Genomic DNA, 26,221 nt, shown 5'->3' on the forward strand with positions numbered 1-26,221 from the left:
TAGGTCACGCCGGTTTCGGGGAGAATGCCGCCGACGATCACGCGTTCCGGCATGGTGTAGTTGGGGATGCGCTCGCGGATCACATATTCGCGAAACGCCGGCCGCTGTTCGACCGCTATCCCGGCGTCGTCATCGAGGATGACGGCCGGTCCCCGCACGGCGCCGGTCGTATATCCCTGGGCCTGCGCCGCCACAGGGAGCGCGATGACGGCCGCGAGTGTCAGAGCAGCAAGTGTCTTGTTTCGCATAAGGCCAACTCCTCATGATCAATGCGATCCGGCTCGCGCCGGGCCGCAATCTCAGGAAACCCAATGCATCTCGTCGCGCATCGTTCCCGCCCTGCGGCACGTGGTCGTGGGCCGATCGTTCCGATCAGGGGAACCGCATTGACGCCACAGGCGTATTCTATGCCCAGGCGATGCGCGTAGCTAAGATGGCCGTCCCCGAATCGCCTTTCCCGAAAATCTCCTCAGCAGCGAGTTGGACTGATGACCCTCACGGTTGCCCATATTACACCGATCATGTCGCTGATCGCTGGCGTGCTGATCCTGATCATGCCGCGGCTGCTCAACTTCATCGTGGCCATCTTCCTGATCCTGAACGGCCTGATCGGGCTCGGCCTACTCCGTTGGTTGCACCTTTAATGCCCAGATTCCGCTGGCAGCCGCCTTGCGCGGAACCGTTCAAAATGGTGTAAGGCGCGCAAATTCCTCACACTTTCGCGGATTGATGTAGATCATGGCCAAAGCCGCTTCCAGATTGAAGAAAACCGCTATGAAATCAAAGTCATCCCCGCAGGCCCGAGCCAAGGCCGCGCCGCCCGCGAGCGCCCGCCAGGCGGTGAAGAAGAGCGCCCCAAAACCGGCCGCCAAAGCCCCCGCTGTAAAGGCGCCGGCAGCAAAGGCTGTCGCCGCAAAGCCGGCCAAGAAGGCCGCGCCCTCCAAGGCGCCTGTGGCCGAGGCCGTGAAGCCGAATAAATGGGTCTATACGTTCGGCGACGGTAAGGCCGAGGGCAAAGCGGGCCTGAAAGACCTTCTGGGCGGCAAGGGCGCCAACCTCGCCGAGATGGCCAATCTCGGCCTGCCGGTGCCGCCCGGCTTCACCATCCCGACCTCGGTCTGCACCTATTTCTATGAGCACGACAAGACCTATCCGAAGGAGTTGAAGGCGCAGGTCGAGAAGGCCCTCGATCACGTCGGCAAGCTGACCGGCAAGGCATTCGGCGATGCCGAGAATCCGCTGCTGGTGTCGGTGCGCTCGGGCGCCCGCGCGTCGATGCCCGGCATGATGGACACCGTGCTCAACCTGGGGCTGAACGACACGACGGTCGAAGCCCTCGCCGAAATGTCCGGCGACCGGCGCTTTGCCTATGACAGCTACCGGCGCTTCATCACGATGTATTCCGACGTCGTGCTCGGCCTCGAACATCATCATTTTGAGGACATCCTCGACACCTTCAAGGACAGCCAGGGCTATCAGCTCGACACCGACCTGTCGGCCGAGGACTGGGTCGAACTGGTCGGCCGCTACAAGGAGGCGGTGGCGCAGGAGACCGGCAAGGAATTTCCGCAGGATCCGCACGACCAGCTCTGGGGTGCGATCGGCGCGGTGTTTTCATCCTGGATGAACGCGCGTGCGGTGACCTACCGCAAGCTGCACGACATTCCGGAATCCTGGGGCACCGCGGTCAATGTGCAGGCCATGGTGTTCGGCAACATGGGCGAGACCTCGGCGACCGGCGTTGCGTTCACGCGTAATCCCTCGACCGGCGAAAGCAAGCTGTACGGCGAGTTCCTGATCAACGCGCAGGGCGAGGACGTCGTCGCCGGCATCCGGACCCCGCAGGACATCACCGAGGAGGCGCGCGAGGAATCCGGCTCCGACAAGCCGTCGATGGAAACCGCGATGCCCGAGGCGTTCGAGGAGCTGACGCGGATCTATACGATGCTGGAAAAGCATTACCGCGACATGCAGGACATGGAGTTCACGGTCGAGCGCGGCAAATTGTGGATGTTGCAGACCCGCTCCGGCAAGCGCACCGCGAAGGCGGCGCTTAAGATCGCGGTCGAGCTCGCCAATGAGGGCCTGATCTCGCAGAAGGACGCGGTGTCGCGGATCGACCCGGCTTCGCTCGATCAGCTCTTGCATCCGACCATCGATCCCGCCGCCAAGCGCGACGTGATCGCGACGGGCCTGCCGGCCTCGCCCGGCGCTGCGTCGGGCGAGATCGTGTTCTCCTCGGATGAAGCTGCCAAACTGCAGGCCGACGGCCACAAGGTCATCCTGGTGCGGATCGAGACCTCGCCGGAAGACATTCACGGCATGCACGCGGCCGAAGGCATTCTGACCACCCGCGGCGGCATGACCTCGCATGCCGCCGTGGTGGCGCGTGGCATGGGAAAACCCTGCGTCTCCGGCTGCGGTTCGATCCGCGTCGATTACGGCCGCGGCACCATGAGCATCGGCTCGCGTACCTTCAAGACCGGCGACGTCATCACCATCGACGGCTCGATGGGCCAGGTGCTCGCCGGCCGCATGCCGATGATCGAGCCGGAGCTGTCGGGCGAGTTCGGCACGCTGATGGGCTGGGCCGACGAGGCGCGCAAGATCGGCGTCCGCGTCAATGCCGATACGCCCGAGGACGCGCGCACCGCGATCAAGTTCGGCGCCGAGGGCATCGGGCTCTGCCGCACCGAGCACATGTTCTTCGAGGAGACCCGAATCCGCACTGTGCGCGAGATGATTCTGGCCGAGGAAGAGCAGGTCCGCCGCGCCGCGCTGTCGCGCCTCTTGCCGATGCAGCGCGCCGATTTCATCGAGCTGTTCGAGATCATGAAGGGGCTGCCGGTGACGATCCGGCTGCTCGATCCGCCGCTGCACGAGTTCTTGCCGCATACCACCGCGGAGATCGAGGAAGTCGCGCGCGCCATGAACACCGATCCGCGCCGGCTCGCCGATCGCGCCCGCGAGCTTGCCGAGTTCAATCCGATGCTCGGCTTCCGCGGCTGCCGCATCGCGATCGCCTATCCGGAGATCGCCGAGATGCAGGCGCGCGCGATATTCGAGGCTGCGGTGGAAGCGCAAAAGCGCACCGGCGAGGCGGTCGGGCTCGAGGTGATGGTGCCGCTGATCGCGACCAAGGCCGAGCTCGATCTCGTCAAGGCGCGGATCGATGCCACGGCACAGGCCGTGATGCGCGAGACCGGCAAAAAGCTCACCTATCAGGTCGGCACCATGATCGAGCTGCCGCGCGCCTGCCTGCTCGCCGGCGACATCGCCAAGAGCGCCGAGTTCTTCTCGTTCGGCACCAACGATCTAACGCAGACGACCTACGGCATCAGCCGCGACGATGCCGCGAGCTTCCTCGGCGCCTACGTCGCGAAAGGGATTTTGGAGATCGATCCGTTCATCTCGCTCGATCGCGAGGGCGTCGGCGAGCTCGTCAAGATTGGCGTGGAGCGCGGCCGCAAAACCCGGCGTGACCTGAAGGTCGGCATCTGCGGCGAGCATGGCGGCGACCCCGCCTCGGTGGCATTCTGCCACGAGATCGGGCTGAACTACGTCTCGTGCTCGCCCTATCGCGTGCCGATTGCGCGCCTCGCCGCCGCGCAGGCCGCGCTCGGCAAGCAGGTGACGAGCACGGCGTAAGCAAGTCGAAATCAGTAGGGTGGGCAAAGCGAAGCGTGCCCACCGAGACGCGCGCTCCATCGTTGATGGGCACAAGCGCGCCTTGCCCACCTTAGCTTCGCTCGTTTCACTCGCGCCCCGGAATGACGACTCAGTCGCTATCATGCTGTCCCGGATTGGCACGGCCGCGCGGATTTTTTTCACCTTCTTCGTTGACCGGATCTTTACCACTCGCGTCGAGCGGCCATTTACCAATGTTTTTGGTGTGATCGTGGTCTACAACTTCGCGTCTTGTCTGTGTCTCCTCTGCAACGTGGATTAACGCCCCGGCAACCAAAATTCGTTACCAACAGAAACGGTCGAATTTTACGGATGCACTGAAATTCGGCTCGATAAGTAAGCGTTGCGTGAGCGTAACTGATGCTTGTGTTGCGTAACCATCCGAAGGGCGCGCGGTTCGCGTCCTTCGGATTCGGTCTCTGTCTCTTCGCATTGATGCCGACCGAGACCGGATATCAGGACATCGGCTCCTTGCTGGCGCGCCAACCGGGCGTCGCCGAGCGCTGGCAGAAGCGTGCCTTCGCAGGCGCCTCATCGATCCAGCTTGCCACCTACAGCTTCTCCGTTCCGATCGGAGCCTCCACGCCGCAAGCCGCCGCCTATCGGCTGGCGAGCCTCGATCCGCAGGGCATTGACGTCACGGGCGCGCTGCCGCGCAATCCCGCGCTGCAGGTTCCATCGCGCTATCAGGCCTCCGATTTCCCAACCGTCAACCGGGCGCTGAAAGGCGACCGGCTCGTCGTCACGCCACAAAACACTCCCGAGCCCGCGGCGCCGGCGCCAGCCGCGCCCGCCAAGGAGGATCCGGCAAACTCGAATGCCTCGGTGTTCGGCGCCAGGACAGCGGAGGCTGGCGCGAGCGGCGCGACGCCGCTCGATCCCGAATTGCAGGCCGCGCTGAACGCGGCGCCGCTGCCGCAATATGACGTCTCGGCGACGGTCGAACAGCAGCGGCTCGACGAGTTGAAGGCGGCGCCGGATTCGACCGGGATCGGCGCCGATCAGGGGACCTCGCGCGACGGCTTCAACATCAAGACCGCGAGCCTCTATTTCGGCAACGCCTCGCTGGGTGGCGCGACCGGGAGCATGGAGCGCTGGCGGCCCGGCGAGGAGCCGCTGATCGTCGTTCCCGATCCCGATCTCAAACTGCCGCAGGTGCCGGACGCTGCGTCGAAGGCCGGAGAAAGCATCGCGCCGAAGGGCGAAGTCAATGCCGACGACCAGCGCACGAGGACGCCGGCCGAACGGCTCGGCCTGCTCGATGCGAAGCTGCGGGCGAAATCCGAAAAATGCCTGGCCGAAGCGGTCTATTTCGAGGCGCGCGGCGAGGCGGTGCGCGGCCAGATCGCCGTGGCGCAGGTGGTGCTGAACCGCGCGTTTTCCGGCTTCTACCCCAGCACGGTGTGCGCCGTGGTCTATCAGAGCAAGTACCGGCATACCGTCTGCCAGTTCACCTTCGCCTGCGAAAGCAATACCGACGTGATCCGCGAGCCCGACATGTGGGAGCGCGCCAAAAAGATCGCCAAGGCGATGCTCGACGGTCTGATCTGGCTCCCTGAAGTGGGCAAGTCGACGCATTATCACGCCTATTATGTGCGCCCCTCCTGGGTCGGCGAGATGAAGAAGCTGTACCGCTATGGCGTCCACACCTTCTATCGGCCGAAGGCCTGGGGCGACGGCAGCGAGGCACCGAGCTGGGGCACGCCGGCGCAGACCGCGGCCATCTCGCAGGAACTCGCCGAGGAAGCCAAGAGCGAAGCGGAAATCAATCCGAATTCGGTCAGGCGATAGCACTTGCCGTCATTGCGAGGCGCCAACGGGTCCGCGCGATGCGCGGCCCGATGACAGGCTCCGCGCCGAAGCAATCCAGAATGTTTCCTGCTGAGGCATCTCCGGATTGCTTCGCTTCGCTCGCAATGACGGCGTCAAACGTCACACCTCGATATCAAGCGCGACGTCGAAACTCGGTGCGGAATGCGTCAGTGCTCCTGAGGACGCGTAGTCGACGCCGGTCGCCGCGATCTTGGCGATGGAATCCAGTGTGACACCGCCGGAGGCCTCCAGCACAAGGCGGCCTTGCGCGATCTTCACCGCCTCCGTCAGCGTTGGGATATCCATGTTGTCGAGCAGCACGACGTCGGCGAGGCCAGTGTCGAGCACCTCGCGGAGCTGCGCCAGCGTATCGACCTCGATCTCGACCGCGACGAGATGGCCGGCATGCGCGCGGGCGCGCTCCAGCACCGGGCGGATGCCGCCGGTGACCGCGATGTGGTTGTCCTTGATCAGGATCGCATCATCGAGGCCGAAGCGGTGGTTGAAACCGCCGCCGCAGCGCACGGCGTACTTTTCCAGCGCGCGCAGGCCCGGCGTGGTCTTGCGGATGCAGCAGATGCGCATGTTTGTCCCCGCGGCGCGACGGACGTAGTCCGCGGTGAGCGTGGCGACGCCGGAGAGGCGCCCGACGAAATTGAGCGCGGTGCGTTCGGCGGTGAGCACCGCGCGAGCGGGTCCCGCGATGGTCAGGAGATGCGTGCCTTTCGCCACTTCCGCACCGTCGCGGCAATGCGCCGCGATCTCGATATCGGGCGCAAGCTTGTGAAGCGTCGCGAAGGCAAGCGGCAGGCCCGCGATCACGCCGGCCTGGCGCGCCACCATGACCGCGCGCGCTCTCGTGTCTTCGGGAATGGTGGCGATCGAAGTGATGTCGCCGGCGCGGCCGAGATCTTCGTCGAGCGCGCGCAGCACGGCGGCGTCGATCGCGAGCGGCGAGAGAAAGGCGTCAGGGTGCAGGAGGGCTGAGATCGTCGTCATGGGTTGGTTCCATTCATGCTGTGATTGGCTGCGGCGTTCGCTTCAGTTCCGCGAGGCGGTCCGCGATCTCGCGCGCTTGGACGAGGGTCGTCATGGTGCGCCGGGCAAGGGGGCTCTCGGTCGGATGGTCGGATCGATAGTGTCCGCCGCGGCTTTCCCGCCGTGCGAACGCCGCGGCGGCGACCAGCAGCGCCGTGATCGCCATGTTGCGGAGGGCAATGTTGCCGGTGTCGCGCTCGATCGCGGCAAAGCTGCGCACCGCCTCAGCGAGGCGCTCGCGATCACGGACCACGCCGACATGCGAGGTCATCATGGCGCGAAGGTTCTGGGCCGCCAGCGCGGGGAACGCGCAGTTGCGCGGCACAGGCTGCTCCGCAAGATGCGCAGGCGAGGGGATCTCGCAGCCCAAGATGTCCTCCGCGATCCGCGCGGCGTAGACCACGGCTTCCAGCAGCGAGTTGGACGCGAGCCGATTGGCGCCATGCGCGCCGGTGCACGACACTTCGCCGGCAGCCCACAGGCCCTGCACCGAACTGCGGCCACGCGCGTCGACGGCGATGCCGCCCATGTGATAATGCGCGGCCGGCGCGACCGGGATCGGTTCTCGCGCCGGATCGATGCCGGCGGCCCGGCAGCTCGCATGGACGGTCGGGAATTTTTCGGCGAAGCGCGCGCCGAGTGCGTCGCGTGCGTCGAGGAATGCGCCGCGGCCGGCAGCCACCTCCGCGAACACGCCGCGCGCCACGATGTCGCGCGGAGCGAGTTCGGCCAACGGATGGACGGCTTGCATGAAGCGCTCGCCATTGCCGTTGATCAGGACCGCGCCTTCGCCGCGCAGCGCCTCGGTCGCAAGCGGCGCGGGATCGCGCCCGACCATGATCGCGGTCGGATGGAACTGCACGAATTCGGGATCGGCGATGACGGCACCGGCGCGCGCCGCAATCGCAAGGCCGAGGCCGCGCGCTTCAGGCGGATTGGTCGTCACCGCGTAGAGATGACCGATGCCGCCGGTGGCGAGCACGATCGCACGGGCCGCGATCGTCACGGGCTTGGCGATGGGATCGCCGGCCTTGCGCAGCCGCAGTCCGGTGACCGCGCCGTCCGCGGTGAGAAGCTCCTCGGCGAGGTAGCCCTCGACGACCCGGATCGAAGGCGTGGCACGAACCGCCGTGGTCAGCGCGGCGAGGATCGCCTGTCCGGCCCGGTCACCTTGGACATGCACGATGCGGCGCGCCGAGTGCGCGGCCTCGCGGCCGACCGCGAGATGGCCTTCGAGGTCGCGGTCGAACGGAACGCCGTAGCGCAGCAGATCGTCGATGCGCGCCGGCGCCTCGCGCGCCAAGCCATGCGCGACGTCCGCGTCGACGAGACCAGCGCCGGCCGCAATCGTATCCGCGGCATGCGCCTCAGGGCTGTCGCCCTCCGCGACCGCCGCGGCGATGCCGCCCTGCGCCCAGGCGCTGGATGCACCCTCGCCGAGCGGCGCCGCCGTGATAACTGTGACCGGCCGCGGCGCAAGTTTCAGCGCACAAAACAATCCCGCAAGGCCGCCGCCGACGATGACGACGTTTGGCGTGTTGCGGATGTCTTCAATTTGGTTACGCATATTGCGTCCTCCGGTTTGTCGTCGCCTCGCTGTTCAGCGCATTCGTCGCGCCGCGAAAGCGGGGAGCCATAATCACAAGTGGGAATTGTTGTGCGAGACTCGCGGTTGGCTTTCGCTCGAATATTTCTGCCTGGGGTTATGGGTCCCGGCTTGCGCCGGAACGACAGCTCAGTTTTGGGAGCGCCGTCAGTGCTTCAGATTGATCATGCGCTCCACCGAACGCCGCGCGCGCTGTGCGATCTCGGGATCGATCACGATGTCCTCGCGCAGGAACAGCAGACTCTCAAAGATGTTCTGTAGCGTAATGCGCTTCATGTGAGGGCATAGATTGCACGGCTTGACCATCTCGACATCGGGCAGCTCGGCCTGGACGTTGTCGGCCATCGAGCATTCGGTGATCATGACGACGCGCCTCGTGCGGTTGTCGCGCACCCATTTGATCATGTGCGCGGTCGATCCGGTGAAGTCGGCTTCGGCGAGCACATCCGGCGGGCATTCGGGATGCGCGATGATCTGCACGGTCGGATCCGCATCGCGATAAGCGCGCAGCTCCTCGCCGGTGAAGCGCTCATGCACCTCGCAGGCGCCGGTCCAGGCGATGATCTTGACACGCGTCTGGGACGCCACGTATTTCGCGAGGTACTGGTCGGGCAGGAAGATCACGGTCGGTGCGTCGAGGCTTTCGACCACCTGCAGCGCGTTCGACGAGGTGCAGCAGATGTCGACTTCGGCCTTCACCTCGGCCGAGGTGTTGACATAGGCCACGACCGGCACGCCGGGAAAACGTTCGCGCAGCAGCCGCACGTCGGCGCCGGTGATGCTCGCGGCGAGCGAGCAGCCGGCGCGGGAATCCGGAATCAGGACCCGCTTCTCCGGATTGAGAATTTTTGAGGTCTCCGCCATGAAGTGCACGCCGCACTGGACGATGATGTCGGCCTGCACCTTGCTGGCTTCGATCGCAAGCTGCAGCGAGTCGCCGGTGATGTCGGCGACGCAGTGGAAGATTTCCGGCGTCTGATAGTTGTGCGCCAGGATTACCGCGCCGCGCTCGGCCTTCAGTTCGTTGATCGCCTTGACGTAAGGCGCCATCAGCGGCCACTCGACTGGCGGGATCACGTTCCTGACGCGCTCGTAGAGATGCGCGGTGGCGCGTTCGACCTCGCCGTTCCATTCGAGCGCGGGCCTGCGGTTGCTTGATGAGCCTTGTGGGCTGGGTGGACGGGTGAAGCTGCCGCGACTTCCGATGGCCAAGTCATCGGGACCAAGAATTCCAGCAATCGGCATCGAAACCTCCTCAGAAACGTATATATACTCATATTGAGTATATATGAGCTCCGATAAATCCGGCCGTGGCAGGCCGGAATGTTCTGGTGCTGCACCAAGCTCGAACAGGATCAATCCTGCGGTCTCAGCAGCGATCGCGCGATCCACTTATTCTCATAACGAGCAAAACGTATATAGCATGTCCTCGCGCCTGCCGCCAGAGCGTGCAGTGGGAAATCCGCCGGGTCGGGGATGGCTGAATTGCAACGCTGCCCTGCGAACAAAGCTTCTGTCGCAAATCGGATTGGCGCTTTCATGCAGATGCATTAATCCCGTGAGCCGGCCGGATTCGGGTCCGCGCGCAATAAGGGAGAGAACCCCAGATGTCGACGACCTCAGGCGACCTGCGTCCGGTGAGCGGACCTGTCAATTGGCGCACGCCGCTCATCATCATCGCCTGCGGTTGTCTGATCGCCATGTTGAGTTTTGGCCCGCGGTCCAGCCTCGGCTTCTTCGTGCAGCCGATGAGCGGCGAGTTTGCATGGGGCCGCGACGTGTTCGGTCTTGCGCTCGCTATCCAGAACCTGCTGTGGGGTCTCGGCCAGCCCCTTGCGGGCGCCATCGCCGATCGTTTCGGGATTCTCCGGGTCATGTGCGTCGGCGCGCTGCTCTATGCCGGCGGCCTGCACTTGATGCGCTATGCGGCAACGCCGCTCGCGCTCGATCTCGGCGCGGGCGTCCTGATCGGCTTCGGATTGTCCGGCTGCTCTTTCAACCTCGTGCTGTCAGCGTTCAGCAAGCTGTTGCCGGCCGAGCAGCGCGGCATCGCGCTCGGCCTCGGGACCGCCGCCGGCTCATTCGGACAATTCCTGTTCGCCCCGTTCGGCGTCGCGATGATCTACAATTTCGGCTGGCAGACCGCACTGACCGTGTTCGCCGGCCTGATGCTCCTGATCGTGCCGCTGTCGCTGGCGCTTGCGACGCCGCCGGCAATTTCGACCAATGTGCCGGCCGCCGACCGGCAATCGTTCAAGACGGCGCTCGTCGAAGCCTTCGGCCATCGCTCCTACGTGCTGCTCGTGCTCGGCTTCTTCACCTGCGGCTTTCAGCTTGCCTTCATCACCGTGCATCTGCCTGCCTATCTGGTCGATCGCGGCATTCCGGCGCAGACCGGCGGCTGGGTGGTCGCCGCGATCGGCCTGTTCAACATCGTCGGATCATTGAGCGTCGGTTGGCTGCAGAACTACCTGCCGAAGCGCTACATCCTGTCGGCGATCTATCTTTTGCGCGCGCTGTCGATCGTGGCCTTCATCTCGCTGCCGATCTCGTCGTTCTCCGCCATCGTGTTCGGTGCGGTCTCTGGACTGACCTGGCTGTCCACGGTGCCGCCGACCTCCGCGCTGGTCGCGCTGATGTTCGGCACGCGCTGGTTTGCAACGCTCTACGGCTTTGCCTTCGTCAGCCACCAGGTCGGGGGCTTCCTGGGTGTCTTTCTCGGCGGCGTGGTGTTCGAAAAATTCGGTTCCTACACTCCGATCTGGTGGCTTTCGATCCTGTTCGGCGTGCTCTCCGCCGTGATCAACCTGCCGATTGTCGAAAAGCCGGTGGCGCGCGCCATTGCGCAGCCGGCGTGATGGGCTAAACATGCCCTGAAACCTCAGGGATTTCAGGGAGCGGCCGGTGGCGACGTTCAAGGCGATCAGAGTGGACAAGGCTGTGAAAGGAACCACCGCCGCGCTCACGGAGTTCGATGAAGCCGAATTGATGGAAGGCGATGTCACGGTCAGGGTCGAATGTTCGTCGCTGAATTACAAGGACGGGCTGGCGCTGACCGGCAAGGCGCCAGTGGTGCGGCGCTTTCCGATGATCCCCGGTATCGATCTCGCCGGCACGGTGGAGCAGTCGTCCCACCCGCAATGGAAAGCCGGCGATAAGGTGATCTGCACCGGGTGGGGCATGGGGGAGACCCATCTCGGGGCCTATGCGGAAAAGGCCCGCGTCAAGGGCGACTGGCTGGTCGCGCTGCCGCAAACGCTCTCGGCGCGCGAGGCGATGGCGATCGGAACCGCGGGCTTCACCGCCATGCTGGCGATCCTGGCGCTCGAACGGCACGGGCTGACCCCAGAGAGCGGTCCCGTGGTGATCACGGGCGCCGCAGGCGGCGTCGGCTCGGTCGCGACCGCGGTGCTCGCCAGGCTGGGCTATCACGTCATCGCCTCGACCGGCCGCCTTTCGGAGACGGACTACCTGAAGGGGCTAGGAGCCACTGAGGTCATCGACCGCAACGAACTGTCGGCACCGGCCAAGCCGCTTGCGAAGGAGCGCTGGGCAGGCGGGGTCGACAGCGTCGGATCGACCACGCTCGCGAACTTGCTGTCGATGACCCGCTATGGCGGCGCCATCGCGGCCTGCGGCCTCGCCGCCGGCATGGACCTGCCGTCCTCGGTTGCGCCGTTCATTTTGCGCGGAGTGTGCCTTCTCGGCATCGATTCCGTGATGTGCCCCGTTACCTCGCGAAAACTCGCCTGGAACCGGCTCGCCAGCGATTTGGATCGGGCAAAACTAACTGAAATCACTCATGAAATTGCACTTGACCAGGTCATTGCGCAGGCGCCGCAGATCATCGCCGGCCAGGTTCGCGGCAGGGTTGTGGTAAAAATTCCCTAGGGACATTCAGACTTTACCAACCAACGTGCTCCAATGTTGCCACGGTTGGTATGGTAAGCAGCGGGTAAAGGATCGTCAGGAAGTGTGTGGAGGTTCAGACACATTCGTTAACCTTGCGGCGGCTGATCCCGGCGAATGTCCGAACCAGACCACACTGAAGACAAAGATTTCCAATGTCCTTCGCCCATCGGAATTCGCTCTTAGCGATCGATGCAAGACAGGGCGAATGACGGGGCGGGACACCGGCGGTCGTCCGCGGCTCGGTTCAAGTTGGAGTTTCGACATGCTTGCGCGTTTCGTATTGGGAACCGTCACGGCCGGCGCGATCGCGATGCCGGCGTTTGCAGGAATGATGACCGCCGAGGAGGCTCGTAAGTTCGTCATCGGCAAGGTTTTCACCTTCACCTGTTTCGACGGCACCCGCGGCGCCGGCCGGGTGCTCGATGACATGGGTGCGATCGGCGCCGTGCAGTTCAACGGTTCGGGCCCGGTGCGCCAACTGCGCCTGCCCGGCAACACCCTTCAGATTCGCGGCCAGTCGGTATGCGCCTCGATCAAGGGCATGCCGTTCGATCCGTGTTTCAATCTCGACAAGAAGGACGAAGTCAGCTTCCGCGGCTCGGTCTCCGGCATGGGCTTCGCCTATTGCGACTTCCATCATCAGGGCGGCGGCCAGCAGATGTTGATGGCCCGCGCCGTCGCGCGGCCGCGCTCCGGGCGCTCCGTACGAGCCATCGGTGGCTCGCAGACCGAGGTCGCCACCCACGTCGAAACTCCGAAGGTCGAGAGCAGCAAGATCGAGCCGATCAGGTCGGAGACGACCGGGTCGGGGAAATCCGAGGCCACGCCGGAACTGCGCCGGACGACCGAATAGTCCGCCGCCCGCACACGAAGGCTGACGCCGCCGCGACCGGCTCTGCCTTCTGCCGCAACTGCGCGCGGCCGTACAGAGGCCATTAGGCGACAGCGACCGCCTGAAGCCCGTGGGGTTTACGGGTTTCCCGGTATCGTGCGCGCCCTGCCGGCGCAACGTCCGTATTTCTGCGGCCGGTAACGTTAACGTTGCGTAGACTGCAGTGGAACAAGTTTGGGTCGGCAATGGCGCCGTCGCGAGAACTGTTGGCGTGCGCTTGTTCGCAACCTGCATGTTCTCGGAGCCCGCAATGCACTTCCTCGGCCGCTTTCGCATTCTGACCAAGATTCTCGCGATCGTCGTTCTGCTCAGCGGCATCGCGGGGATGATGGCCTATCTCGGCATCTCGGCGCTTGGCGATCTCAGCGAGAAGGCCGACCTGATGTCATCGGCGGCCACGCGCGCCCTCTTGGCCGCGCGCGCCAACCAGAACGTGATTGCCCTGAACCGCGCGGAGTTTCGCAGCGCGCTCGATCCGCGCGACGAAAACCGCCTGGCGGCGCGCGAGGTGATCGAGAGCCAGCTCAAGCAGTATCAGGAGCGAATGGACGAGATCGCCAAGACGAATGACGAGAAGGCCAAGGCGATGCTGCCCGAGGTTCACGAGGCCTTTTCCGCCTACAAGAGCCAGCTCACCGCGACCTTGTCGGCAATCGACGGGGAAAAATCGTCCAAGCTGAGCGACAGCGCCGAGCGGCTGCGCGAGAGCGCGCTGAAGAGCCGCGGCGCGGCCGAAAACCTGCAGGCGAAAATCCGCGTGGTCGCCGATCGCCTCAACGCCCGCGTCGAAGAGAAGAGCGTGGAAGCCCGCGCGCAATATGAGCAGACCTCGCGCCTGCTGCTGATCATGGCCATCAGCGGCGTCGTGTTCGGGGCCCTGATGGGTTTCGTGATCGGCCAGTTCGGGGTCGCCAAGCCGATCCGGGCGATCGTCGCGCTGCTGCAGCAGCTGGCCGCCGGCAATTATGACGTCGAGATTCATGGCGCCGATCGCAAGGACGAGGTCGGCGACGTGGCGCAGGCCGCCGCCGTGTTCAAGGACAACGGTCTTGCCAAGATCCGCATGGAAGCTGAGCAGAAGGAGGCGGAAACGCGCACCGCTGCGCAGCGCCGCAAGGACATGCTGCAACTGGCCGACAGTTTCGAATCGGCAATCGGGGAAATCGTCGACACGGTCTCGTCGGCGTCCACCGAGCTCGAGGCCTCCGCCTCTAGCTTGACCGGCACGGCTGACCGCTCGCAGGAGCTCGCGACCACCGTCGCGGCGGCGTCCGAGGAAGCCTCGACCAACGTCCAGTCGGTGGCATCCGCGACCGAGGAGCTCTCCTCGTCGGTCAATGAGATCAGCCGCCAGGTCCAGGAATCCGCGCGCATGGCAGGCGAGGCCGTCGACCAGGCCCGCCGCACCAACGATCGCGTCGGCGAGTTGTCCAAGGCGGCGAGCCGCATCGGCGACGTCGTCGAACTGATCAACACGATTGCCGGCCAGACCAATCTGCTCGCGCTGAACGCAACCATCGAGGCGGCGCGCGCCGGCGAGGCCGGCCGCGGCTTTGCGGTGGTGGCCTCCGAGGTCAAGGCGCTGGCCGAGCAGACCGCCAAGGCTACCAGCGAAATCGGCGAGCAGATTTCCGGCATTCAGGCGGCGACGCAGGAATCGGTCGGCGCCATCCGCGAGATCTCCGGCACCATCGAGCGTCTGTCGGAAATCTCCTCGACGATTGCCGCGGCCGTGGAAGAACAGGGCGCCGCGACCCAGGAAATCTCTCGCAACGTGCAGCAGGCGGCGCAAGGCACCCAGCAGGTCTCCGCCAACATCACCGACGTGCAGCGCGGCGCCACGGAGACCGGCTCGGCTTCATCGCAGGTTCTCTCCGCGGCCCAGACCCTGTCATCCGACAGCAGCCGCCTGAAGCTCGAGGTCGGCAAGTTCCTGAACACGGTCCGCGCGGCGTGACGAGGCTGAGGATGCGGCGCCTAACGCCGCCGGGCTCTTCGCGAGCCCGTCATTGATGCAGTTCAAATTGCAGTAGTTCTACGGAACGATTTGTTAAGCATTATTTGCAAGGGCGCGTTCATCCTCTCCTCCGGAAATTTTTGCGGCCGCGCCATCCCGAGCGCGCGCCTGACCAATATTTTTGAGGAGACGAACGTGTTGGGGTTCATTCAGAATCTGCGAATTTCGACCAAGCTCGCGACGACCTCGGCGCTGGCAATCGCGCTGGTCGCCGCCATGATCTACGTCCAGATGAGCGCCGCGGCGCATGTCGAGAGTGCTTATGGTGTTGCCACGCAGCAGCAGACGATCGCACATAACGCCAGCAAAACGGAAGTCTCGGTCAAGGGCATGCAGCTTGCCATGCGTGACATCCTGCTTTCGACCACCGAGAGTGAGCTGCAGAAGGGAGTAGCCCGGTTCGACGAGCAAAGGAGCGGCGCTGCCAAATCGACCGAGGACATGGAGGCTTTGTCGCAGTCGCAGGAAAACAAGCAGCGCATGGCGAAGCTGATCGAAGCGCTCGGAAATTTCGCCAAGGGCCGCGACCAGATCATCGCGGTTCAGCGGCAAATCATCGCGATCGAGGCGAAACGCGCGGCCGGTGAGACGGGTGCGGAAGCCGCCGCTCAGCAAACCAAGCTGAAAGGAGAGATCGAGCGCCTGCGCCGCGAGGTGACACTTCCGGTCAACGCCGAGATCGACGGTTTGATCAGGGCCGTTGCGGAATTTGCCTCGCACCGTTCCCAAGCTGCCCGCAATGAGGCCGGCGAGCAGGTTGCCTCGGCCAACCGGAACCTGCTGATCGTCGGCCTCGCCATCGCGATTCTGCTGCTCGGAAGCTGGGTATTCTCCTTCCTCACGATCGCCCGGCCGATCGCCGCGCTCACCAAGGCGATGCTGGAATTGGCTGAGGGCAATTTTGCCGTCGTGCTGCCGGGGCTCGGCCGCAAGGACGAGGTCGGCGATGTCGCGGCCGCCGTCGAAAAGTTCAAGCTCGTCTCCGAACAGAAGGCGCGCCAGGAGGCGGAAGCCAAGATCAAGCAGGATCAGATCGCAGGCCAGCAGCGCAAGGCCGACATGCAGAGGCTTGCCGACAGTTTCGAGGCCGCGGTCGGCGAGATCGTCGATACCGTGTCGTCGGCGTCCACCGAGCTCGAAGCGTCCGCCTCCACCCTGACGGCCAATGCCCAGCGCTCGCAGCAGCTCGCGACCACGGTCGCGGCGGCGTCGGAGGAAGCCTCGACCAATGTGAATTCGGTCGCCTCCGCCACCGAAGAGCTGACCTCCTCGGTCACGGAAATCAGCCGGCAAGTGCAGGAATCGGCGCGGATGGCCAACGAGGCCGTTGACCAGGCCCGCCGCACCAATGATCGCGTCAGCGAATTGTCGAAGGCGGCCGGCCGAATCGGCGACGTCATCGATTTGATCAACACCATCGCCGGCCAGACCAACCTGCTGGCGCTCAATGCGACGATCGAGGCGGCGCGCGCGGGCGAAGCCGGCCGCGGTTTTGCGGTGGTGGCTTCCGAGGTCAAGGCGCTCGCCGAGCAGACCGCAAAAGCCACCGGCGAGATCAGCCAGCAGATCTCCGGCATCCAGGCCGCGACGCAGGAATCCGTCGGTGCGATCAGGGATATTTCCGGCACCATCGAAAGGCTGTCGGAGATCTCCTCGACCATCGCGGCGGCCGTGGAGGAGCAGGGCGCGGCGACGCAGGAAATCTCCCGCAACGTGCAGCAGGCGGCACAGGGAACCCAGCAGGTATCGGCCAACATCACCGACGTGCAGCGCGGTGCTTCTGAAACGGGATCAGCCTCCTCGCAGGTGCTCTCGGCCGCGCAAACGCTGGCGAGCGACAGCAATCGTCTGAGGCTCGAGGTCGGAAAATTCCTCGATACGGTGCGCGCGGCCTGATCGTTGGAGCTCCGGCTCCATCGCCGGAGCTTGCCCTCAGCATCGTCCGCTCCCTGCCGGAGCGCATCCGCAGGGTTGTAGCGCGCGCGTTCGCCATTCCGAACGCGCGAATGCCGCCGGGGAAATTCGCACGATTCCCGTATTTTTACCGTGTGCGTTTAGCATTGTTTGGCAACTACCGCTCTACCGTGGCGGCATGAGCGCGCGTGCGCTCGTCGAACCGAGATCGGCCCCGGTCGACCGCGTTCGCTCTCGCGTGCAAGCGCAAGGAATGCCGTCCCATGTCGTTTTGGAACTTTCGAATTCGCGGCCGCCTCTATGGCGGCTTCGGCGCGCTGTTGGTGTTTTGCACCGCGCTGGCCGGCTTCGCGGTGTGGCAGCTGCTGTCGATCCGCGACCAGATCGAAACGATGACGGTCCAGTCGCGAAACGCCGTCCGCGCCGACGTGATCGGAACGGAGCTGCAGGCGATCCGCCGCGCCATTCTGCGCTACAATTTCGATCAGGACGAGCCTTCCTTCACTGAAGCGGGCGAACGGCTGTCGCATGTCGCGGACCTGATCGAGGAAGCCGGCAAGGCGGCGACCTCGGATGAGCGGCGCGCGACCTATCGCGAGCTCGGCAATCAGGTCGCGGAGCTCAAGCGCAAGCGCGTCATTCTCGGTGAACGCGTCCAGCAGTTCGTGGCCGGCCGCAAAGTGCTGCTCACCCAGGACGACGCAGTGACGGCCGACATCCGCAGGTTCGTCGAGGCCGCGGCCGACACGCCCTATCTGCAGCGCGCCAATGACCTGGAGACTAGGGTTCGCCTGGTCCAGGTGGCGAACTGGCGGATGCTCGCGAGCCGCGATGCCGAGAGCATCGCAGCCTTCAGGGTCAACGTCACCAAGGCGTGGCAGGCGATCGTCGGTCTCGTGGTGGCCGAGCCGCCGCCGGATCTCACAAAGCTGTACAGCGCAGTCCGCGACAGCCTGGCCGAATATTCCACCGCGTTCGAGAAGACCGGCCCGAACCTGCTGCGTGCCGACCGGATGTATTATGACGACGTCATCCCGGCGAGCAAACATGTTTTGGACGAACTCGACCGGATCAAGACCCGGACCGACCAGGCGTTCGAGACGACCACGGCGGAAACCGAACAGCGCATCAGCACCACCGTCACCCTGCAGGAAGCCGTCGCGGCAGCAGCCGTCATCGCGGGCCTTCTGATCGCCTTCCTGATTGGACGGAGCATCATCCGCCCGCTCGGCGGGCTGACCGCCGGCATGAAGGAGCTTGCCGCCGGCAATTTTTCCGTCGTGCTGCCCGGGCTCGACCGCGCCGACGAGGTCGGCGACATGGCGCAGGCGGTCGAGAATTTTAAGGTCAGGGCGGAGCAGGAGGCGCGCGAGGAAGCCGAAGCCAAGGTGCTGCAGGAGCAGATGGCGGCGGAGCGGCGCCAGGCCGACATGAAGAAGCTCGCCGATGGTTTTGAGGCCGCGGTCGGCCGGATCGTCGATACGGTATCGTCCGCCTCCAACGAACTCGAGGCTTCGGCGTCGACCTTGACGACGACGGCCGACCGCGCGCAGGTCCTGACCGCGGCGGTCGTGACCGCGTCCGAACAGGCGTCGACGAATGTCCGCTCGGTCGCCTCCGCAACCGAGGAGATGGCGCTATCGATCAGCGAGATCAGCCGCCAGGTCAGGGAATCCGCCAAGATCGCGACCGACGCGGTCGATCAGGCCCGCAAGACCAATGGGCGGGTCAGCGAATTGTCCAAGGCGGCAAGCCGCATCGGCGACGTCGTCGAGCTGATCGACTCGATTGCCGGGCAGACCAATCTGCTCGCACTCAATGCCACCATCGAGGCGGCGCGGGCGGGCGATGCGGGCCGCGGCTTTGCGGTCGTGGCCGCCGAGGTCAAGGCGCTCGCCGAGCAGACCTCGAAGGCCACGGGCGAGATCGGTCAGCAGATCACGGGCATCCAAGCCGCGACGCAGGAGTCGGTCGGTGCCATCAAGGAAATTTCCGGCACCATCGAGCGGCTGTCGGAAATCGCCTCGACCATTGCGGTCGCGGTGGAACAGCAGGGCGCGGCGACCCAGGAGATCTCGCGCAACGTGCAGCAGGCGGCGCAGGGCACGCAGCAGGTCTCGGCCAACATCACCGACGTGCAGCGCGGCGCGTCGGAGACGGGATCGGCTTCCTCGCAGGTGCTGTCGGCCGCGCAGTCGCTGTCGTCCGATAGCAACCGCCTGAAACTCGAGGTCGGCAGGTTCGTCGACTCGGTGCGCGCAGCCTGACCTGCACGTCCCCTGCGGTGACCATCCAAGTCCGCAAGCCGCCAAAAACAGTGCGCAAGGACGCTGGCGGGCTACGCATTTCCCCGGTGAGCGACACACAGGCTCGATCAATACCGCCGCTCACCGGATCATTCGCCCTCAACCCCCCTTTGGAACTCACAGCATGTCACGCAACGTGTCGCGCCAATTCAAACTGACGATCGGCGCGAAAATCTATGCGCTGATCGCCCTCAGCTTCGTGGGCCTTATCGGCGTCGCAGCCCTCGATTCCAGCGAGCTGGCTGCAACGTTGAAGCAGCAGAAGAAGATCGAGCTGCAGCACCTGACCCAGATCGGCACGGGAATCGTGCAGGAGGAGTACGCTGCCTCGCAGAAGGGCATCATCTCGGTGGACGAGGCGCAGCAGCGGGCGATGACCCGCCTCGGCGCCCTGCGATTCGGCAGCAACGACTATTTCGTCGTGCAGGACATGCGCAACTATGTGCTCATGCATCCGATCTCGCCACAGCTGAACGGCAAGGACATGACGGACCTGAAGGATCCCACGGGCAAGAGGTTCGTCGTCGAGATGACCGAATTGGTGAGGCGGCAGGGCAGCGGGTTCGTCGACTATTTCTGGATCAAGCCGGGCTCCAATCAGCAGCTGCCGAAGCTCGCGCATGTGGTCGGCTTCGAACCCTGGGGCTGGCTCATCGTTGCCGGTGTCTACGTCGACGACGTGGCAGCCCAGACCTGGGTGTCGACACGGCGTTCGCTGATGGCTGCGGGACTGGTCCTGGTGCTGACACTCGCCGTCTCCATTCCAGTTGCGCGTCGCATGACCCGGCCGCTGCGGGCGATGGCGGCGGCGATGAAGCGGATTGCACGCGGCGAACTCGAGGTTGCCGTGCCCGGCATCGGCCGTCGCGATGAGATCGGCGACATGGCGGAGGCCGTCGAGGTATTCAAGAACAACGCGCGCGCGAGCCAGGCCCAGGAGATCGAGCAGAGGCAGGCGGAAGCCCGCGCGATCGCGCGACGCAAGGCCGACATGCAGAAGATGGCCGACGATTTCGAGGGCGCGGTCGGCAGGATCGTCGAGACGGTGTCGACGGCCTCGGCGCGGCTGGAAACCTCGGCCTCCACGCTGAGCGGCACCGCCGAGCATGCCCAGGTCCTGACAGCAGCGGTCGCAACCGCGTCCGGGCAGGCCTCCAGCAATGTGCGCACGGTCGCCTCGGCGACCGAGGAGATGGCGCTGTCGATCCACGAGATCAGCCGCCAAGTCAAGGAATCCGCGCGGATCGCCATCGAAGCCGTCGATCAGGCGCGCAGGACCAATGGCCGCGTCAGCGAACTGTCCAAGGCCGCGAGCCGCATCGGCGACGTCATCGAGTTGATCAACTCGATTGCCGGACAGACCAATCTGCTCGCACTCAACGCCACCATCGAGGCGGCGCGGGCGGGCGACGCGGGCCGCGGCTTTGCGGTCGTGGCCGCCGAGGTGAAGGCGCTCGCCGAGCAGACCTCGAAGGCGACGGGCGAGATCGGGCAGCAGATCACGGGCATCCAGTCGGCGACCCAGGAGTCGGTCGGCGCGATCAAGGAAATTTCCGGCACCATCGAGCGTCTGTCGGAAATCGCCTCGACCATCGCGGTCGCGGTGGAGCAGCAGGGCGCGGCGACCCAGGAGATCTCGCGCAACGTGCAGCAGGCAGCGCAGGGCACCCAGCAGGTCTCCGACAACATCACCGACGTGCAGCGCGGCGCCTCCGATACGGGATCCGCCTCAGCGCAGGTGCTGTCGGCCGCACAGTCGCTGTCGTCCGATAGCAACCGCCTGAAGCTCGAGGTCGGCAGGTTCCTCGATTCGGTGCGTGCGGCGTGATTGGCGTTTGCCGGTTTTTTGATACCGTCTGCCGCCGGTCATGTGCGCGTGGCCCGTAGTTGTACGGGCTGTTGAATTAACGGAGGCGAGGCAACTCGAAGCGTAGGAATCCCGGGGGGCGGCGAAGACACATCGCCGCAAGTCTTACGGGATTCCTTGATGGCCAGACTGTCTATCCGCACCAAGATCATTGCGGTCATTGCGCTCATGCTCGCGGCGATGGCAGGCCTTGGGCTGCTCGCGATCCGCAGCATGCAGGCGATCAACGGTCACACGGTCGAGATCGCCGAGAGCTGGCTCCCGAGCGTTCGCGTGCTCGGCGAGATGCGCGCCGACATCAATCTCTTGCGGATCGCGCTGCGCGCGCATGTGATGGCCGAAACGCTGGAAACCAAGACCGCCGGCGAGAAGAGGTTGTCCGGCATCCTCGATGCCATTGCCAAGGATCGCCAGAAATACCAAATGCTGATTACCTCGCCGGCGGAGCGCGCGATCTATGACGACTGGTCGCGCGCTTGGGACAAGTACCTGAATGGCGTGCAAGAGGTCGTCGAATTGTCGCGCCAGAGCGTTGGACGGATTCCCCACGAAGCGACCGAGCTGCTGGCCAAGTCGGTTGCGGTGATGGCAGCCGAGTCCGACGAGTTTCTGAAGAAGGACATCGATCTCAACAATGCCGGCGCGGACGCGGCCACGCGTGCGGCCGCGGAAGGCTACAACACCGCTTTCTGGATCGTCCTGAGCATCATCGTCGCAACCGTAATCGCTGGCGTGGGCATTGGGGCCTATCTGGTTCGCGAGGTGTCCAACGGGATTGCCTCGATCGTCAGGCCGATGCAGGCGCTGGGCGACGGCGACCTCAGCGCCGAAGTCGAACATCGCGGCGAGAAGACCGAGATCGGTGCCATGGCCGACACGTTGCAGGTGTTCAAGGAGGCGCTGATTGCCAAGAAGGCCGCCGACGAAGCTGCCGCACGCGATGCCGAAGCCAAGATCGCACGCGGCCGCAAGGTCGATACGATCACGCGCGAATTCGAGTCCATGATCGGCCAGATCGTGGAGACGGTGTCCTCGGCATCAAGCCAGCTCGAAGGCTCCGCCGGCCGGTTGAGTTCGACGGCGAACCGCGCGCAGGAACTTTCGACCGTGGTCGCCGCGGCTTCCGAGGAAGCGTCCACCAACGTATCCTCGGTCGCCTCAGCCACCGAGGAACTGTCATCCTCGATCACCGAGATCAGCCGCCAGGTGCAGGATTCCGCGCGGATTGCGAGCGAAGCGGTCGAGCAGGCGCGCCGTACCAATGACAGGGTCGGCGAACTGTCGAAGGCCGCAAGCCGCATCGGCGACGTGATCGAGCTGATCAACTCGATCGCGGGACAGACCAATCTTTTGGCGCTGAACGCAACCATTGAAGCGGCGCGTGCCGGCGACGCCGGCCGCGGTTTTGCGGTGGTCGCCGCCGAAGTCAAGGCGCTCGCCGAACAGACCGCGAAGGCGACCGGCGAGATCGGCCAGCAGATCTCCGGCATCCAGTCGGCGACCGAGGAATCGGTCGGCGCCATCAGGGAGATCTCCGGCACCATCGAAAAACTGTCGGAGATTTCATCGGCGATCGCCGCGGCCGTCGAGGAGCAGGGCGCGGCGACGCAGGAAATCTCGCGCAATGTGCAGCAGGCCTCCCAAGGCACGCAACAGGTATCCGCCAACATTACCGACGTGCAGCGCGGTGCGACCGAGACCGGTTCGGCGTCCTCGGAGGTGCTCTCCGCGGCGCAGGTGCTGTCGACCGACAGTGACCGGCTCAAGCGCGAGGTCGGCCGGTTCCTCGATTCGGTGCGCGCGGCCTGAGGATGACACCGTGCGTTCCATAGGTCTGGAGACTTTAACGAGTCCGCAAGGAGCTCGGCGGCTAGTTCTTTCACGAGGAGAGAAATGTCGCCCCGGGCCGGCGCCATTTCCGAGGTCTATTTTGGGGGGAGTTCGATATGTCGTTTGCGGTGCCGCGCCGTTTTAACGTGACGATTGGCGTCAAGATCTATGCACTGATCGCCATGACCTTCATCGGACTGGTAGGCGTTGCCGTGCTCGAGTCCCGTGAATTGGCCACAAGCCTGAAACAGCAGAAGCAGATCGAACTCAAACATCTCAGCGAAGTCGGGCTCGGCATCATCAAGGAAGAATACGCGGCCGCGCAGAAGGGCGAGATCTCGGCGGCGGATGCGCAGAAGCGAGCGCTGGCGCGGCTTGCGGTACTAAGATACGGCAATGGCGATTACTTCTGGGTCAACGACATGCAGCCGGTGATGTTGATGCACCCGATCAAGCCGGAATTGAACGGCAAGGATCTCTCGACCATGAAGGATCCGAACGGAAAGCTGCTGTTCGTGGAATTCGTCGAGGAAGCCAGGAAGAACGGCGCCGGATTCGTATCCTATGAGTGGCCGAAGCCGGGCTTCGACAAGCCGCAGCCGAAGCAGTCCTATGTGGTCGCCTTTGCACCGTGGAATTGGGTGCTCGGGACCGGTGTCTATATCGACGATCTCGACGCACAGACCTGGAGTTCGACCCAGCGTGTCCTCGTGGTCGGTGCTTTGGTTCTCCTGATCATGCTGTTCGTGTCGATGTTCGTGGCCCGGAGCATTACCAGGCCCCTGCAGCGCATGACGGCGGCGATGAAGGATATCGCCGGTGGCAACGTCGACGCAGAGGTGCCGGGCGTCCGTCGCCGCGACGAGATCGGCGAGATGGCTGGCGCCGTCGAAGTCTTCAAGAGCAACGCGATCGCGCGCCTCAAGCTCGAGGACGAGCAGAAGGAAACCGAGATGCGTGCGGTGGCGCGGCGCAAGGCCGAGATGAGCCGGATGGCCGACGATTTCGAGGGTGCCGTCGGCAACATCGTCGATGCGGTCTCCTCGGCCTCCGCGCAGCTCGAAGCGTCGGCGGCGACACTGAGCGCCACCGCCGACCGCGCGGGCGGACTGGCCAACTCGGTCGCCGCGGCGTCCGGCGAAGCATCCACCAATGTGCACGCGGTGGCCTCGGCCACCGAGGAAATGTCCTCCTCGATCTCCGAGATCAGCCGGCAGGTGCAGGAATCCGCGCGGATCGCCACCGACGCCGTCGACCAGGCCCGCAAGACCAACGATCGCGTCAGTGAATTGTCGAAGGCGGCAAGCCGCATCGGCGACGTGGTCGAGCTGATCAACACCATCGCCGGACAGACCAATCTGCTCGCGCTGAACGCCACCATCGAGGCGGCGCGCGCCGGCGAGGCGGGCCGCGGCTTTGCGGTGGTTGCCTCCGAAGTCAAGGCGCTGGCCGAACAGACCGCGAAGGCGACAGGCGAGATCGGCCAGCAGGTCTCGGGCATCCAGGCGGCGACGCAGGAATCCGTCGGCGCAATCCAGGAGATTTCCGGCACCATCGAACGGCTGTCGCAGATCGCCTCGACTATCGCCGTCGCGGTGGAGCAGCAGGGCGCGGCGACGCAGGAAATCTCCCGCAGCGTGCAGCAGGCGGCCCAGGGCACCCAGCAGGTCTCGGCCACGATCACCGACGTGCAGCGCGGCGCCAGTGAGACGGGTTCGGCCTCTTCGCAGGTGTTCGCGGCCGCGCAGTCGCTCTCGGGCGACAGCAACCGCCTGAAGCTCGAGGTCGGCAGGTTCCTCGACACGGTGCGTGCGGCCTAATCCAACCGGCGGAAGCAGCGCTCACGCGTTTCACCTCCGTCCGGTCACGCGCAGCCCGGGCGCGGGACGCTCCTGGAGCACATCGCGGCGGAAGCGGAACAGCGCCGCCGGCCTGCCGCCGGTTTGTGTCGAGATCACGCCGGTCGGTTCGACCAATGCACCGGTTTCCACCAGGCGGCGGAAATTCTGCTTGTGCAGATGCCGCCCCGAGATCGCCTCCACGGTTCGCTGCAATTCGGTGAGTGTGAACTCGGCCGGCAGAAGTTCGAACACCACGGGGCGGTACTTCAGTTTTGCGCGCAACCGTGCAATTGCGGTTGCGAGGATGCGGCGATGGTCGAAGCGCATCGAGGTGCCGAGCATCGGCATTGTGGCGCGCGCCAGCGCGGCGGGCCGTCCGTCCCGCCGCGCCTCCTCGACGAGGCCTGCTTCATAGAGCAGTTCGTAACGGTCGAGCACGCGCTCCTCGTCCCAGGATGCCCCTTCGGTGCCGAAGTAGAAGCGGACGCGGTCCTTGCGCGGCAGCGCGCGCGCGGTCTCCGGCGCCTCGCTCTCAGCCGCCCACCGCATGAGCTCCGGAAGAATGGCGCGCTCGATGATGTCGGGCCGCGTGATGCGCCAGTCCTCCCAGGGGAAGAAACGGTACCAGGGCTCAAAACTCGCCCCCTTCGCCTGCACGGCATTGTCGGCGACCCGGGTCAGCGCGAGATAGCCGATCGAGGCCACATGGGCCTCGGTGTCACCTTCGCGCGCGTGCCGGCCACGATCACCGAAGGTGTAGAGCTGCTCGACGTAACCGAGACGCAATCCGGTCTGCTCTTCCACCCAGGCGCGGAGGCCGATCTCGAAGGTGCGATGCGAGATCGCATCGAACGGGCCGAACGGCAGGCCGGTCAAAGGATCTTCGCCGCGTGCCGTGAGGATCCGCGGTTCATTGCCGTCGATCGCGACGATCGCCGCGGTCAGGCCGATCTCGATCGGCTTCAGCGGCGTGTCGCTCATTCGAGCTCGATATGGAAGGGGCGGCCCTCGGACATCATCGCGCCCGGGCCCATCTGGTCGAGTGCGCGCAGCATTCGCCCACAGCGTCCGAGCGCCTTGTCGGCGAGGCCCACGATCAGCCGGTTCGGCGCGGCAATGGGCGATGCGGCGCGGATCCGCAGCGCAATTTCGGTTTCATCGCGGTGCGGGTTGAGAGCGCAGGCCGCGGCGAATGCGCTCGCCGTGGAGCGGCTGATGCCGGCATAGCAGTGGACGACGAGCGGCGCGCTGCGGTCCCATGCGCGGACGAAGGTGAGCACCTTCGCAATATGCTGCTCCGAGGGCGCGACATAGCCGTCGATCTCCTCGGTGATGTCGTCCATCGAAACCTTGAGGTGGTTGGCAGGCAGCACCGAGACCGGCCGCTGCACCTGCTCGACATTGGCCATCACCGTCAGCACGTGGCTGGCGCCGGTCAGGCGGACGGTTTCGGGCAGGGCTGCCAGCGAGCAAACGTGAATCATGGTCATCTCGTCTTG

The 26,221-nt window shown here is 64.9% G+C and carries 18 protein-coding genes and 1 pseudogene; 12 read left to right on the top strand and 7 right to left on the bottom strand.

From position 1 onward, the window contains the following. A pseudogene (locus tag JOZ76_RS10890) lies at positions 1-248 on the bottom strand (DUF1236 domain-containing protein); the annotation flags it as partial. A 240-nt stretch (positions 249-488) separates the two neighbouring features. On the opposite strand from JOZ76_RS10890, the gene JOZ76_RS10895 reads away from it, so the two are divergent. Next, positions 489-644: a DUF3096 domain-containing protein gene (locus tag JOZ76_RS10895; RefSeq protein WP_291698640.1), complete on the top strand. Its 156-nt coding sequence runs from the start codon at positions 489-491 to the stop codon at positions 642-644. A 39-nt stretch (positions 645-683) separates the two neighbouring features. Here JOZ76_RS10895 and JOZ76_RS10900 read toward each other — a convergent pair whose 3' ends face one another. Further along, entirely contained in the window at positions 684-926 is a 243-nt protein-coding gene (locus JOZ76_RS10900) for a hypothetical protein (protein WP_291698641.1), read from the bottom strand. 25 nt (positions 927-951) lie between these two features. Between JOZ76_RS10900 and ppdK the strand changes: the two genes are divergently transcribed. Both ppdK and JOZ76_RS10910 read left to right on the top strand, forming a co-directional pair. Further along, positions 952-3,648 carry a pyruvate, phosphate dikinase gene (ppdK, locus tag JOZ76_RS10905; RefSeq protein ID WP_291698642.1) on the top strand — a complete coding sequence of 899 codons (2,697 nt, stop codon included), beginning with the start codon at positions 952-954 and terminating at the stop codon, positions 3,646-3,648. 399 nt (positions 3,649-4,047) lie between these two features. After that, the gene (locus tag JOZ76_RS10910) at positions 4,048-5,478 is read left to right on the top strand and encodes a cell wall hydrolase (protein ID WP_291698643.1); all 1,431 of its coding nucleotides are present in this window, start codon (positions 4,048-4,050) and stop codon (positions 5,476-5,478) included. A gap of 141 nt (positions 5,479-5,619) precedes the next feature. Here the strand turns inward: JOZ76_RS10910 and nadC are convergent, their stop codons facing one another. The 3 genes from nadC to nadA form a co-directional block, all read right to left on the bottom strand. Next, positions 5,620-6,498: a carboxylating nicotinate-nucleotide diphosphorylase gene (gene nadC, locus JOZ76_RS10915; protein WP_291698644.1), complete on the bottom strand. Its 879-nt coding sequence runs from the start codon at positions 6,496-6,498 to the stop codon at positions 5,620-5,622. Positions 6,499-6,511: 13 nt separating this feature from the next. Continuing rightward, entirely contained in the window at positions 6,512-8,104 is a 1,593-nt protein-coding gene (locus tag JOZ76_RS10920; protein WP_291698645.1) for an L-aspartate oxidase, read from the bottom strand. A 186-nt stretch (positions 8,105-8,290) separates the two neighbouring features. Further along, the gene (gene nadA, locus JOZ76_RS10925) at positions 8,291-9,535 is read right to left on the bottom strand and encodes a quinolinate synthase NadA (RefSeq protein WP_441300013.1); all 1,245 of its coding nucleotides are present in this window, start codon (positions 9,533-9,535) and stop codon (positions 8,291-8,293) included. A 215-nt stretch (positions 9,536-9,750) separates the two neighbouring features. Here nadA and JOZ76_RS10930 point away from each other — a divergent pair, with 215 nt between their 5' ends. The 9 genes from JOZ76_RS10930 (at position 9,751) to JOZ76_RS10970 (ending at position 24,701) form a co-directional block, all read left to right on the top strand. Continuing rightward, on the top strand, positions 9,751-11,001 hold the full coding sequence (locus tag JOZ76_RS10930) for an MFS transporter (protein ID WP_291698646.1): 1,251 nt from the start codon (positions 9,751-9,753) through the stop codon (positions 10,999-11,001). Between the two features lie 46 nt (positions 11,002-11,047). Further along, positions 11,048-12,034: an acrylyl-CoA reductase (NADPH) gene (gene acuI / locus JOZ76_RS10935; protein WP_291698647.1), complete on the top strand. Its 987-nt coding sequence runs from the start codon at positions 11,048-11,050 to the stop codon at positions 12,032-12,034. A 283-nt stretch (positions 12,035-12,317) separates the two neighbouring features. Next, entirely contained in the window at positions 12,318-12,908 is a 591-nt protein-coding gene (locus tag JOZ76_RS10940; RefSeq protein WP_291698648.1) for a hypothetical protein, read from the top strand. A gap of 289 nt (positions 12,909-13,197) precedes the next feature. Then, a complete protein-coding gene (locus tag JOZ76_RS10945) occupies positions 13,198-14,904 on the top strand; it encodes a methyl-accepting chemotaxis protein (protein ID WP_291698649.1) in 1,707 nt (568 codons plus the stop codon). Between the two features lie 198 nt (positions 14,905-15,102). Then, positions 15,103-16,860 (top strand): methyl-accepting chemotaxis protein, encoded by a 1,758-nt coding sequence (locus JOZ76_RS10950; protein WP_441300014.1) that lies wholly within the window; start codon positions 15,103-15,105, stop codon positions 16,858-16,860. Positions 16,861-17,141: 281 nt separating this feature from the next. Then, positions 17,142-19,145, top strand: a complete 2,004-nt coding sequence (locus JOZ76_RS10955) for a HAMP domain-containing methyl-accepting chemotaxis protein (protein ID WP_291698651.1) — start codon at positions 17,142-17,144, stop codon at positions 19,143-19,145. 163 nt (positions 19,146-19,308) lie between these two features. Further along, positions 19,309-21,012 (top strand): methyl-accepting chemotaxis protein, encoded by a 1,704-nt coding sequence (locus JOZ76_RS10960; protein WP_291698652.1) that lies wholly within the window; start codon positions 19,309-19,311, stop codon positions 21,010-21,012. Positions 21,013-21,171: 159 nt separating this feature from the next. Further along, a complete protein-coding gene (locus JOZ76_RS10965; RefSeq protein WP_291698653.1) occupies positions 21,172-22,860 on the top strand; it encodes a methyl-accepting chemotaxis protein in 1,689 nt (562 codons plus the stop codon). A gap of 137 nt (positions 22,861-22,997) precedes the next feature. Further along, a complete protein-coding gene (locus JOZ76_RS10970; protein WP_291698654.1) occupies positions 22,998-24,701 on the top strand; it encodes a methyl-accepting chemotaxis protein in 1,704 nt (567 codons plus the stop codon). A 30-nt stretch (positions 24,702-24,731) separates the two neighbouring features. Here JOZ76_RS10970 and JOZ76_RS10975 read toward each other — a convergent pair whose 3' ends face one another. Together JOZ76_RS10975 and JOZ76_RS10980 are read right to left on the bottom strand one after the other, a co-directional pair. Beyond that, positions 24,732-25,703, bottom strand: coding sequence for an NUDIX hydrolase (locus JOZ76_RS10975; protein WP_291698655.1), 972 nt, complete (start codon positions 25,701-25,703; stop codon positions 24,732-24,734). Beyond that, positions 25,700-26,206, bottom strand: coding sequence for a tyrosine phosphatase family protein (locus tag JOZ76_RS10980; RefSeq protein ID WP_291698656.1), 507 nt, complete (start codon positions 26,204-26,206; stop codon positions 25,700-25,702). The genes JOZ76_RS10975 and JOZ76_RS10980 overlap by 4 nt, the downstream gene beginning before the upstream one ends. Between the last annotated feature and the right edge of the window lie 15 nt (positions 26,207-26,221).

The sequence above is a fragment of the Bradyrhizobium sp. genome (genome assembly GCF_019244115.1).
Lineage (GTDB): Bacteria > Pseudomonadota > Alphaproteobacteria > Rhizobiales > Xanthobacteraceae > Bradyrhizobium.